Raw genomic sequence first — 12,150 nt, forward strand, 5'->3', positions numbered from 1 at the left:
AGAACGTCCTGCTGAGCTGGTCAAAGCAGCTCAGCAGGACGTTCTTTTATTGACTGCTGACGGCCCTTACACGGCTGGTACGGCAGCCTCCTTGCTCACGTAGAACCGGCGTTCCGTCATGCAGTACACGTTGCCTTTGGCTAGCACGTGCATCTTGATGTTTTCGATGGATAGGGTAGTGCCCTTCTTAGCGGCGGCAGTGTTGTTGTGCGCAATGTCGAAGCCATCGAGAATGATGACCAAGTTCGAGCCGATAGTTTCGACCAAGTGGCCATCGGTGATGAGCACGCCCGTATCCTCGCCCAGGCCGATGCCGATGAGCTTGGGGTGAAGCGCCACGGCTTCGATGAGGCGGCCGAAGCGGCCGCGCTTTACGAAGTGCGAATCGATGACGGCGGCGGGCAGCAGGTTCAGGCCGGTACCCATCTTCACGGCGCCTTTCAGCAGGGCATCGGGCACCGAGCCGCCGCGTATCATGTGCTGCGACATGGCCATGGCGCCGGCGCTGGTGCCGGCAATCACGAAGTCGGTCTCGGCGTAGTAACGCCGGGTAAGGATGTCGAGAAAATCAGACTCGCCGAACATATCGCGCAGGCGCGACTGGTTGCCGCCCGAAAACATCACCACATCAGCGGCCAGCAGGCGCTCGAGGTAGTCGGGCTGCCGGGCGTCGGCGGGCGTGCGAATGTCCATGATGCCCACATTGTGGCAATTGAGCATGGCAAACGAGGCTGTATATATAGGAGCTACTTCCTGCGGAATCATCGAGGCCGTCGTCACCACTTCAATGCGTGGGTCGGTCTTACCCGACTCCGACACCACGCGCTTGAGAATGCCGAGCTCAAAAAAATTGAGGTAGTACTTGCGCTTGCTCCGCGTGGTAGGGTAAGTGCCCTTATCCTCGTTGCCACCAATAGCGATGAGCTTGCCGCGGGGAATTATATTTTTCAACGGTAACTGCTAGTATAGTTGTAAGAAGGCAAAAGTACGAACCAACGCCAGGGCCGAGGCTACGGCACCAGCGCATCGAGGGTGCTGGTGGCTACCGAGTGGTAGTTGGGCCGGGCTTGGCGATAAATTTTTTGGGCCCGCGCCTGGCCGCCCGGCGCCGCCAGCAGCGCCCGGTAGAGCGGCACCAAAAACTTGCGCCGCCCCACGTGGTGCAAAAAATCGGCCAGTGCGGCATCGGCCGGCGCGTAGCCCGCCCGCAACGCTAGCGGAAACCACGCCGCTAGAATCTCCGCATTGCCCGACGCCGTGAACCCAAACGCGGCATCGAGCGCCGCCAGTGCCTCGGCCGGCAGGGTGGGGGGTAGGCCCCGCAGGAAGTGCTCCCACTCTTGGCTGCTCCAAGCCGCGGTGGGGGGTAGCAAGTGGGCGGGCGCGGTGCCGGCTGCCAACTGGGCCAGCGCCGCATCCACCGCGGCAAAGCGGGCCGACCGGGCCACGGGCGCATTGGCCGGCAGGCCGGGGCCGTCTATCCAAGCCGGCAGGTCGAGCTGCGCTTCAAGGGCCGGGGTTAGCAGCGCTTGACGCAGGTAAGCTACAAAGTGTGCCGTGTCCATGCTCTGAAAACTGAAGCGAGTGAAGTACTCCTTAATAAAAGCATCGAGGCGCGGGCGGCCCACTAGTTTCTCTAGCGTTAGCAGCAGCAGGCAACCCTTCTCGTAGGCGATGTCGTTGAGGCCGTCGTCGGGGTCGCGGCCGGCTAAGTGTAGGTGCAGGTGGGTAGCGGGGCTATCGGTACCCAATTCAGCTAGCGTATGCTGGAGGTCAGCCTCGCCCAGTACTTGTAGCATGGCCGCATAGTCGGCGCCATACAATTGTTCCATAATGCGGCGTTCGAAATACACCGTAAAGCCTTCATTAAGCCAGAAGTCATCCCATGTTGCATTTGTAACCAGGTTGCCACTCCAGGAGTGTGCGAGCTCATGCGCCACCAAACTGGTGAGGCTGCGGTCGCCCGCTAGAATTGTGGGCGTTACAAATGTTAATCTCGGATTTTCCATGCCGCCAAATGGAAAGCTGGCTGGTAGCACTAGCAAGTCGTAGCGTTCCCAGCGGTAAGGTCCATACAAACTTTCGGCCGCTGCTACCATCTGGTCGAGGTCGGCAAATTCATAGGCGGCTTTAGGCAGCGTAGCCGGCTCAGCGTAAATGCCCGTGCGCTCGCCGAGCGGAATGAAGTCGAGCCGGCCCACCGCGAGCGCCATCAGGTAGGCGGGGATGGGCTGCGCCATGCGGAAGTGGTAGCGGCCATCGGGGGCGGTAGCCTGCGGGTTCTCGGCGCTCATCAAAGCCAGTAGTTGGCCGCGCTCGTCGCCCACTATTTCTACCATCGCCTCATAGGTAAAGCGGATGCCTGGCGAGTCCTGACACGGCAGCCAAGTGCGCGCCAAAATTACCTGCGACTGCGTGAACAGGAACGGGTGGGTGCCCGCTGTTTGGGCTGGTGCCAGCCACTGCACTGCCGCGGCGGCGGGCGAGGTGCGGTAGGCCAGGCACACGGCCCGCGCACCCGCCGGCACCGCAATGCGCAGGGCTTGCCCCAACACCGCATCGGCCGGAGCGAGGGTGTAATCCGCCGCTGGGCCGGCCGCCGACTCGCCTAGCCACGCACCTTCTATAGCCAGGTCGCGGGTGTCGAGTACAAGCTCAGCGGCCCGCGTTGGGGGCTCAGCTAAGAGCCAAGTGGCAGTGCCCGTAAGCGAGCGCTGGGCAAAGTCAACCGCCAGCACCAGGCGGAGGTGCTGCACGCGCAGCGGGCCGGTGGCGGCGTAGCTATGTGGGTCGTGGGCAAGGTCGGCTAGTGCTGCGGCAGGGAGGGGGGTAGGCATGGGAGGGGGGTAGGCATGGGAGAGGGGAAAGGCCGTCAAAAGTTTTTTGTAAAAAGTACGTGGTTGGGGGGGCGAAAGCCAGCCATTGGTATGGCTTTGGGACCGTAATTTGTACAGGCATAGGCTAGGCTGGGGTAACCTGCCTCCCACCTGCTCAGTACAACGAGCTATTTCTAGCCCAGGCGGGCGCCTTAGCCAGCAACTGGCCTCCTAATGAGGTGGGTTCTGGCTGGGGGAGTCTCGCCATTTTTCTTCTCCATGTTTCTCAAGCTTCGTCTTTATTTTTTATCGGCTGCGCTGCTGCTAGGCTTGCTGAGCTTACCCGCTCTGCTTACCTCGTGCAACGGCCAAGCCAGCCAGGACTCTAGTGGGGTAGGCAGCCCAGCTACGTCGGCTGCTACCAACGGCAATGGCCTTGAGCCGCGTGTCGACAGTGCCTACGTGATTCGGGCAATGGTCGCCGAGCCTCGCTTCAAGGCACAAGAGCGCTGGGCCCGCAAGTTCTACCGGGAGCGACAATTCCGCCTTGGTTGGTTTCGCCACCACCAAGTGGTGCCACAGGCAGCCACCCTGCTTACGGTTATCGGTAAAGCGAAGGATGATGGGTTAGACCCTAAGCGCTACTCGCTCAGTAAGATAAACAAACTACTATCCGACCTCAAAACGGTCGGCTCGGATACGCTGCGCCGTAACCAGCTGGAGCGTGAAGCTGATGTGACCCTTTCGGGTACCTATTTCGCTTGGGCTTCAGACTACTATCGGGGGGTAGCCAACCCGCGCGATACCAAGAACGACGCCTGGAAAGTGAAGCGCAATAAGATTAAGCTCGACCGGGCACTTCTTACCATTTTGCGCGAGCGCGAAAGCACTTATCCCTACTACGACTTTGCGCCGCTGCACCCCGAATACGACCACCTGAAGAAAGCCCTGGCTTTGCTGCGAGCTCGGCAAGCGACCGGTGGCTGGCCGGTACTACCGGCTACCACGCACCTCAAGCCTGGCGACGTGCTCCCCGTAGTGAGCCTGCTGCGCCAGCGCCTGCTGGGCGGCGAGGCCACCGGCCAAACGCCGGCTACCGTGGTTGCTGCGGCTACTGTCATTCCGGTAAATAATACGACCCCTGCGGCGAGCGCTTACGATCCCGCGCTGGTGACGGCGGTTAAAAATTTTCAGCGGGACCTGGGCCTACCCCCCACGGGCTTGGTGAACGGTGAAACCTTGCGCCAGCTAAATATCCCGATTCAAGCCCGCATCAATCAGGTTATTCTAAACATGGAGCGCTGGCGCTGGCTCCCCAAAAAGTTTGAGCCAGACTACCTCATCGTGAACATCCCGGAATACCGACTGCGGGTGTACGAGCAAGGCAAGGAAGCCCTGACCATGCGCGTCATTGTGGGCAAGACGTTGAATGCAACGCCGGTATTCTCTGATAAAATGGAATATGTAGTTTTATCACCTTACTGGAACGTGCCTTTCAGCATTATCGACAAGGAACTGCGCCCAAAACTGGTGGCAGATGCCCAGGGCACCCTCGACCGCCTCGACATGGAAGTAGTGAAGGGTTATGGCCGCAAGGCTACCGTTATCGACCCTACTACCGTTGACTGGGCCAACGTAACCCAGGCCACTTTTAAGTACACCCTGCGCCGCCGGCCGGGCCCCAAAAATGACTTAGGAGAGGTGAAGTTTATCTTCCCAAACTCCAACGATATTTACCTGCACGACACGCCCCACAACGAGTTGTTTTCGCAAACTAAGCGCAACTTTAGCCACGGCTGTGTGCGCGTAGAAGAGCCGGTGAAATTGGCGACCTACCTATTGCGCAACAACCCTAATTGGAGCCAGCCCGTCATTGAAGATACCATTTCGCAGCGCCGCGAGAAGTATATTACGCTCAAAGAAAAGTTGCCCGTGTACCTGGTGTATCTCACCGCATGGGCCGACGCTAATGGGCACGCGCACTTCCGTGACGACATCTACGGCCATGACAAGGCCCTCGCCAAAGAATACTTTGAGTAATTACTGCTAAGCTACCCTACCTCGACTGGTCAAATAACGGCCCAGCTACATCAAGTAGCTGGGCCGTTTTGCGTAGAGCTCACTAAGGAATGGGTAGTCTATCTGCTTGTAACAATTGTAACTTATTTCATTGAAAATACAAGTGTTAATGATAAAACATCTGTAGCAAGAAGGGAAAAAACATAATGATTACATATGTATTTAGCAGAAATTAACTTAATGTTCACTTATGTGAACAAACAGGCAAAGGACAGAGGCGAGGCCTTTTTATGTTTTATGTCGCACATTTGTAAAATAATTATTCAGGTATGGTCACGCGTATTCGCCAACTGCTCGATTGGCAGCAGATAAGTCCTACTCAGTTTGCCGACCTCATTGGAGTAGGCCGGCCCGTAGTGAGCCATATTTTGAGTGAGCGTAATAAGCCCAGTTTAGAAGTAGTGCAGCGCATTATTGCTGCATTCCCAGCGATTTCGTTGCCTTGGCTGCTTACTGGCACTGGCGAGATGCTGGCAGAAGCCAGTACCGGCACTCCAAGCAGCTCCGTAGCTGCTAACCCAGCCCCTAAAGGGCCCACCCTGGCGGATAATGCCCGCTTACTTGAGCAGCAGGACACTTCACCTATTCAGCCAGCCAGGCTGGCCCCTGCTTCTCAGCCCGCCGCTGCTTTCCGCCGCAGCAACACTGTACTGCCCACTCCTGCTAGGTTTGTAGCCAAACAAGCGCCACTAGCAGAAGCTGCACCCTTCGTGGCGTCTGGGCCTGCTGAGCAGCCGGCCCCTTCCGCCACTCCTGCTCCGGTAGAAGCCGCCCCGGTTGCGGTAACCGCATCGCCTGCTGCTACTCAAGCAAGTGCTAGTTTCCCTGCTGTGGAGGCGCCTGTAGCCGCCATACAGCTCCCCACAACGGGTGTGGCTACGACGCCCCAGGTAACTAATGATGCGGCTTCTATGGCTGCTTTTCTGGGCGAACCAGGCAAGGCTATTCGGCGCATTGTCATCTTCTATCGCGATGGTTCGTTTGCCGATTATCAGCCCGAAGCCTGAAATACTGGAGGCGTGGCCTCGGTTAGAAATAGCGTTTTGAAGCTTTCTTAAACTACCAGCCTGGCTAGTACTAACTAAGTGCGCTACTAAAAGTGGTAGTTAGCAACCGGGTAGCTGGTACTCACCAAAATTTGCTGAGTCGGAGGTAGTAGCTGTTTCGGGCTATTAGAAGTGGCTTTGGCGGCTAACGTAACAGCGCTAAAAAGCTTGTCTAGCTGTTGTCTGTTATAAGTGCTACTAAACTTGCTAAGGGGGGCAATGCTTCATTCGCTTTATAGCAGGGTGCTATGACTTAACTTAGTAGTTCATGCCAGACGAAAAGCAAATGGTAGTAATGCAGTTTAATATGGCGAAATTATGACTTGTAATAAAAGATTAATTTTGATTTATAAGTGGTTGTTATTCAGAATAAAAAATAAATTATAATGAACCAAAAGTGTAAGAAAAATATGACCTCTGTATTGATGCATCATTTATTTTATTAATGCAATTGTCGCTAGGGTAATGTAGCCGAAAGTAGACCCGCTAATTCACAGGGGCATTGCTAATGAATTTGCTTTGTCCCTGTATTGGTAGAGTGCAATAATATTTAGCCAATTAATTTTGCAGTTGATTGGTTAGAAAGGAGGCTAGTTCATTTTGTACTCACCGGTAAGCACTCGATTAGCGCTTAGTAATATGCCAGGCGCTGGCAGCCGCAAGTTATTTTAATAACCCGACTGCTTTGAGCAGTAGCTACTGCTATTAGCTAATAAAATGCGGCTTTTATTTGTGAAGGGCTAAGAAGACTCCTACTCCGTTTGGAAGGGGGTAGGCAGTTGTCAGTCAGAATTTGAAGTTGAAAGTCGGAAGTAGAAGCCCAGGCCCAGTCATGAATTCGGGAGCAACTGCTTTCGTCAATGCGCTGCCGTCCCTACCTTCGTGGTATGAAAAGTCTGCGCACCTACTCCCTGCTGCTGGCCGCCAGCGCGGCCCTATTCCTGACCGCTGCCTGCACTACCGCTCCCGATGCGGAGAAAGACCCCAGCGCCGACGCAGCCTACAAGCGCGAACACCGTACGGAAGGCTACCGCGAGGCGCAGCGCAGCAACGTCAACTACTAGTAGTATTTGCCCACTGAGGTTTGGCGCTGTTCTAGGGCCAACCTGCTAAACCATAAAGAAGCCCCGGCTACATCCAGTAGTCGGGGCTTTTTATTTAAAAGAGCAAGCTAGCCGAACGCTACTAAGCTAGCGCCACCGCCGTAGGTACTGGCTCGAACGTGGGCAGCGGAATAGCCGCCAGCAGCCGCTGCTCTAGTAAGTCAGCCCAGGTATGGATGTAGAGTACCACATCGTTACGCTGGTTATGACGGAGGGCATTGCGGCGCTCAAAGGGGATGGCGGCCCGCACGGTCGGGTCGCCCAGCTTTTCGAGGTGCGTCAGGTCCTCGCGCGAGAAGCCCAGGTCTAGCATCTCGTCAATGGTTTGGTCGAAGGGTAGGCCGCTGGTGGGGCAATAATCCACGAGCTGGCGCTCCCAGTCGCCGTACCGCTGCAAGGCGCGGGTATGGATTTCGGCTTTGGTAAGGTGAGTGATAGTTTGAGCAAGATGGCCGCAGTTGCAGCTACCCATGTGGCCCCACTGGTAGGGCGCTTCGGAAGCAAGGCGGCGGGCGGTGTCGCGTAGCGCCTGAATCAACGGCAGAGAAACCCGGGAAGTCATGGCCAGAATGGGGGGTAGGGTGATGGCGAAGAGCCACCAAAAGAAGCGAAACCAACAGTTTTTTGTTTCCTTGCGGCCTTAAAATCGGGTTGACAGGCGCAATAGCTATAAAATTCGCAAAAAAAGGCTGGAATGCTGAGCCAAGAAAAGCACCTAGCATCGCCGAGTAACTTCTTTCGCTTAGCATTCCCGCCTTCAAACCTTTTTAAAAGGCCAGGCATTGTAAAATGCCCGGCGTTACTTTTCTAAGAGCGACGACCGCCCCCTTCGGTGCCACCACGGCCCGCCTGGAAAGGCCGACTGGAGCGCTGCCCACCCCCGCCCGAAGCCGAACGCTCGTTGCCGCCTGCTTGGGGCCGGCCGCTGCCACGCTGCTCGCTGCGGCCACCACCCGCGCCAGTAGAACGTGGCGAACCACTACGGCCTTGGCTGCTTCCCCCACCCGAGCGCCCGCCACCTTCGCGGGGTGGGCGGCCAGCCGGGCCTTTGGGCCGAATGATGCGCTCGTTGCCAGTAAGCGAAACTGGCGCTACGCTATTGGTGGTGTAAGGATGTTCTTTGTCAACATCAATCTGCCGGCGAATAAGCTTTTGAATATCTTGTAAATAAGCGCGCTCTTCATCTTCTACAAATGTAAACGCCGTGCCAAACGCCCCGGCGCGGCCGGTGCGGCCGATGCGGTGCACATAAGTTTCGGGTTCGTTGGGCACTTCGTAGTTGATGACGTGGGTCAACTCGTCTACGTCAATGCCGCGGGCGGCGATGTCGGTGGCAACCAGCACGCGGGTGGTACCCGCTTTGAAGTTGCTGAGGGCCCGCTGGCGGTGGTTCTGGCTTTTGTTGCCGTGAATGGCCTCGGCGGTAATCTGCGCTTTCTCGAGCGTCTCGGTCACCTTATTGGCGCCGTGCTTGGTGCGGGTAAATACCAACACGCGCTTGATGGCGGGGTCTTTCAGAATGTGGCGGAGCAAGGCAGGCTTGTCGTTCTTCTCTACTAAGAATACCGATTGGGTCACGGTATCGGCGGTACTCGATACGGGCGTAACGGCTACCTGCACCGGGTTGGGGCGCAGGATGGTAGCCGAAAGCTCCTTAATCACATTCGGCATAGTAGCCGAAAAGAACAAGCTTTGGCGGCCGGCCGGCAGCTTGGGCAAGATGCGCTTGATGTCGTGGATGAAGCCCATGTCGAGCATGCGGTCAGCTTCATCGAGCACAAACACTTCGAGGTGCTGCAAGTGCACGTAGCCTTGGTTCATCAAATCGAGCAAGCGGCCGGGCGTGGCAACGAGGATTTCGACGCCGCGCTGCAACGCTTGCACCTGCGGGTTTTGGCCTACCCCTCCGAAGATAACCGTCGAGCGCAGTTGCGGCAAGTGGCGGCCGTAGGCCTTAAAGCTTTCGCCAATCTGGATAGCCAGCTCGCGGGTGGGCGTGAGCACCAAGCAGCGGATGCGGCCTTTGGGACCCTGACCAGCCTTCTGGGTAAGCGCGGTTTGGTGCAAAATCTGGAGAATCGGCACCGAGAAGGCGGCCGTTTTGCCAGTACCCGTTTGGGCAACGCCGAGCAGGTCGTGGCCTTCGAGCACCTGCGGAATCGCTTGCTGCTGAATGGGCGTGGGGGTAGTGTAGCCTTCCTCGCCCAGGGCGCGCAGGATGGGCTCAATCAAATTGAGGTCGTTAAACGTCATAAAAAAGGGGAGCCGCCCGCCCAGTAGGGGCAGCGGCGGGGCGGGGGCCATCGGCTGCCCTCGCGAGTACGGTAAATTTGGAGGGAAATAAGCCCGCGCCTCACGCACAAATCACGACGCGGCGGACTCAGTGGCCGTATAATTGGCCAGCAGCCGGTCCGATTGCCGGGCTGCCCTTTGCGGCAAAGGTACCGCTTAAAAACTCAAGCTATGCAGATAACTCAACGCCAGCGCGTCTTCGATGGTCATTTCAAGGTAGATAAGCTCACTGTTAAGCAAGCCAATGGCAAAGAAGTGCCGCGCGAACAATTCGCGCCCGGCCACGCCGTAGCGGCGCTGGTTTTCGATACCACCAAGCAACAGTATGTGCTAACCAAGCAGTTCCGAGTGGGCGCCGAGCAGGAACTGCCTGAAATTGCGGCGGGCATGATTGACCAGGCCGAAAGCCCCGAAACGGCCGTGCACCGCGAAATTCACGAAGAGCTGGGCTACGAAATAGATGAGCTTACCCGCATCGTGCAAATGTGGCCCTCGCCCGGCACCAGCGCCGAAACCATCACCGTGTATTACGCCGAGGTGAGCCGCCAAACGGGCACTGGTGGTGGCCTAGCCGACGAGGACGAACACCTCGAAATGCTGACTTTTAGCCAGGAAGAGTTGTTAGCCCAAGTTTTTCAGGATGCCAAAACGATGTTGGCTGTGCAGTGGGTGCAACTCCATAAATTAGGCGCCTAGCTGTTTAGAAATAATAAAAAACGTCCTGCTGAACGCAGGGAAGCATCTCTACCGCGCCACTAGGAGTACTACCCTATGCAGTGTGGTAGAGATGCTTCCTGGGTCAGCAGGACGTTCTTTATTAATTAAGATACCTACTGCCCAAGTCCTCATTTACTGCGCTGGTGGCGTCAACTGGTACTCGAATTGCTGGCGCAAGCGCGTATCCGTAATAATAAGTGTAAGCGGCCCCGCAGCGGGGTCGAGCTTGATGAACGGAATATTCTGCTGATTCTGGTACAGGTCGCGGCCGTAGAAGCGGCCCGTGCCTGGCTTGGGCGTAGCCGTAAAAACCTCCTTGCCATCCTTGGTGCGGGCCGAGAGCGTGAGCAGCGACGGGTCGGCGTTTTTCGGGCCCTGGCGGCGAATGTTGAGCAGAAGCGCCCCCCCGGGGGGTAGGGCGGCCAGCCGGCGCTGGTAGGTAGAGTCGGCCCAGTCGTGCAGCTTGCGCAGCTCGTTGATATCGGAAAGCATTTCGGCCGGCGAGCGGTAGCACACGTGCGTGTAGCTGCCCGTCACGTCGGCGTCCTCGTCGGTATTCTTGGTGATGTTGGCCACCACTGGGCACTCCGGGTTTTTTTGGGCAAATAAGTAGCGCTTCCGTGCCGGGCCGTTAGGCGCCTGCGCGTGGGCCGCGGTGGCCCCAGCCACGAGGGCGAGCAGCAAGCCCGCCCGCAGGGTAGTATAAAAGTGCATTTTACCTAGATTATAAAGTAGCTTAGGTGGAAAGAGTATTCTACTGCTGCAAAGAACGGCAACCGGTGCCGAATGCGCCGCCAATATTGCCAAATTCGTTATGCTACGGCCTATAGTTGACGAAAACGTAAGCCTACCGTAATGCCTGCGTAATACCTGCCTACGAGCTTTGAGCTATGCTAAAACTCGCAGAAGCCAAGCGCTTTTTATTGGACTGGCAGCCCACCGGGGTGGGGCTGCGCTGGGTATTGGCGCTGGCTTGGTGGCTGGTGCTGGGAGGGCTGCTTCGCCGCGGCTTGCGCTCGGCCTTGGGCAGCGAAGGGGCCAGCGAGTACCCATCGGGTCCCCCCATCAAGCCGCGTCGGCCTAAAGGCCAGCCCCGCCGCGAACTGCCCCGACAGCCCTATTCGGCGGCCGCATGAGCAGCGCCCTACCCCCCGCAGTTGCCCCGAGGCCCAAAAAACGCCGCCTGGCCGTGGCCGTAGTGAGCGATGTGCACCTGGGCACCTACGGTTGCCACGCCGAAGAATTGCTGCGCTACCTCAAAAGTATTCGGCCTAAGGTGCTGGTGCTCAACGGCGACATTGTTGATATCTGGCAGTTCTCGAAAAACTATTGGCCTGCCTCGCATATGCGAGTGGTGCGCTACCTGGCGGGGCTGGCTACCAAAGGCACTAGTATTCATTACCTTACTGGCAACCACGACGAACTGCTGCGCAAATTTGCGGGGCTCAAGCTGGGGCATTTTCAGCTCGATAACAAGCTGGTGCTCGACCTCCCGCACGGCCGCACCTGGCTGTTTCACGGCGACGTGTTTGATGTGACCATGCGGCACTCGCGCTGGCTAGCTAAGCTCGGGGGCCAGGGCTACGACTTGCTAATTCTGTTTAACCGGTTGGTTAACTTTCTATTGCAGAAGCTGGGTAGGCCTAAAGTCGCTTTGTCTAAAGCTGTAAAAAACCGGGTGAAAAGCGCCGTGAGCCTCGTGAGCGACTTCGAGCACACGGCCGCCACTATTGCTGCCGACCAGGGCTACCGCTACGTAGCCTGCGGCCACATTCACCAGCCCGAAATGAAGCCCCTGGCCACTACGCACGGCGAGGTAACGTATTTGAATTCGGGCGATTGGGTGGAGAACCTCACCGCTCTAGAGTACACCGCCGCAACCGGCTGGACGCTCTACCGCTACGCCACCGACCCGCACGTGCAGCCGCAGCCCGGCGCCGCACCCGAAGCGCCAGAAGTAGACGACCTCGCGGCCGACGCTGGTCCGGCCGCGCTGCTCGAAGGCCTATTGGCTGAGTTTAAGCTGAAATAAGTTTGCCTCCTAGTGGATGGCACGCCTTGGTTTTATGCGGCTGCGTGGCGCGCCTCCTTTATCTA

At 57.4% G+C, this 12,150-nt stretch carries 11 protein-coding genes; 6 read left to right on the forward strand and 5 right to left on the reverse strand.

Annotated features, from left to right (window positions below; all coding sequences use genetic code 11):
* Positions 1-66: 66 nt before the first annotated feature.
* Positions 67-951: a cyanophycinase gene (locus GO988_RS03920; RefSeq protein WP_157562199.1), complete on the reverse strand. Its 885-nt coding sequence runs from the start codon at positions 949-951 to the stop codon at positions 67-69.
* A 59-nt stretch (positions 952-1,010) separates the two neighbouring features.
* On the reverse strand, positions 1,011-2,837 hold the full coding sequence (locus tag GO988_RS03925; RefSeq protein WP_157562200.1) for a M1 family metallopeptidase: 1,827 nt from the start codon (positions 2,835-2,837) through the stop codon (positions 1,011-1,013).
* Positions 2,838-3,095: 258 nt separating this feature from the next.
* Between GO988_RS03925 and GO988_RS03930 the strand changes: the two genes are divergently transcribed.
* The 3 genes from GO988_RS03930 (at position 3,096) to GO988_RS03940 (ending at position 7,005) form a co-directional block, all read left to right on the forward strand.
* Entirely contained in the window at positions 3,096-4,856 is a 1,761-nt protein-coding gene (locus tag GO988_RS03930; RefSeq protein ID WP_157562201.1) for a L,D-transpeptidase family protein, read from the forward strand.
* A gap of 308 nt (positions 4,857-5,164) precedes the next feature.
* Complete coding sequence (locus GO988_RS03935; protein ID WP_157562202.1) at positions 5,165-5,902, forward strand: helix-turn-helix domain-containing protein; 738 nt, start codon at positions 5,165-5,167, stop codon at positions 5,900-5,902.
* Between the two features lie 926 nt (positions 5,903-6,828).
* The gene (locus tag GO988_RS03940; RefSeq protein ID WP_157562203.1) at positions 6,829-7,005 is read left to right on the forward strand and encodes a hypothetical protein; all 177 of its coding nucleotides are present in this window, start codon (positions 6,829-6,831) and stop codon (positions 7,003-7,005) included.
* A gap of 121 nt (positions 7,006-7,126) precedes the next feature.
* On the opposite strand, the gene GO988_RS03945 is transcribed toward GO988_RS03940, so the two are convergent.
* Complete coding sequence (locus GO988_RS03945) at positions 7,127-7,606, reverse strand: hypothetical protein (protein ID WP_157562204.1); 480 nt, start codon at positions 7,604-7,606, stop codon at positions 7,127-7,129.
* Between the two features lie 245 nt (positions 7,607-7,851).
* Positions 7,852-9,297, reverse strand: coding sequence for a DEAD/DEAH box helicase (locus tag GO988_RS03950; protein ID WP_157562205.1), 1,446 nt, complete (start codon positions 9,295-9,297; stop codon positions 7,852-7,854).
* Positions 9,298-9,507: 210 nt separating this feature from the next.
* On the opposite strand from GO988_RS03950, the gene GO988_RS03955 reads away from it, so the two are divergent.
* Positions 9,508-10,032 (forward strand): NUDIX domain-containing protein, encoded by a 525-nt coding sequence (locus tag GO988_RS03955; protein ID WP_157562206.1) that lies wholly within the window; start codon positions 9,508-9,510, stop codon positions 10,030-10,032.
* A 153-nt stretch (positions 10,033-10,185) separates the two neighbouring features.
* Here the strand turns inward: GO988_RS03955 and GO988_RS03960 are convergent, their stop codons facing one another.
* Positions 10,186-10,767, reverse strand: a complete 582-nt coding sequence (locus GO988_RS03960; RefSeq protein ID WP_157562207.1) for a hypothetical protein — start codon at positions 10,765-10,767, stop codon at positions 10,186-10,188.
* A gap of 176 nt (positions 10,768-10,943) precedes the next feature.
* On the opposite strand from GO988_RS03960, the gene GO988_RS03965 reads away from it, so the two are divergent.
* Complete coding sequence (locus tag GO988_RS03965) at positions 10,944-11,189, forward strand: hypothetical protein (protein ID WP_157562208.1); 246 nt, start codon at positions 10,944-10,946, stop codon at positions 11,187-11,189.
* A complete protein-coding gene (locus tag GO988_RS03970; protein WP_157562209.1) occupies positions 11,186-12,085 on the forward strand; it encodes a UDP-2,3-diacylglucosamine diphosphatase in 900 nt (299 codons plus the stop codon). Before GO988_RS03965 ends, GO988_RS03970 begins: the two co-directional genes overlap by 4 nt.
* The last annotated feature ends 65 nt before the right edge of the window (positions 12,086-12,150 follow it).

Source organism: Hymenobacter ginkgonis (assembly GCF_009755225.1).
In the GTDB taxonomy this organism is placed as follows: domain Bacteria; phylum Bacteroidota; class Bacteroidia; order Cytophagales; family Hymenobacteraceae; genus Hymenobacter; species Hymenobacter ginkgonis.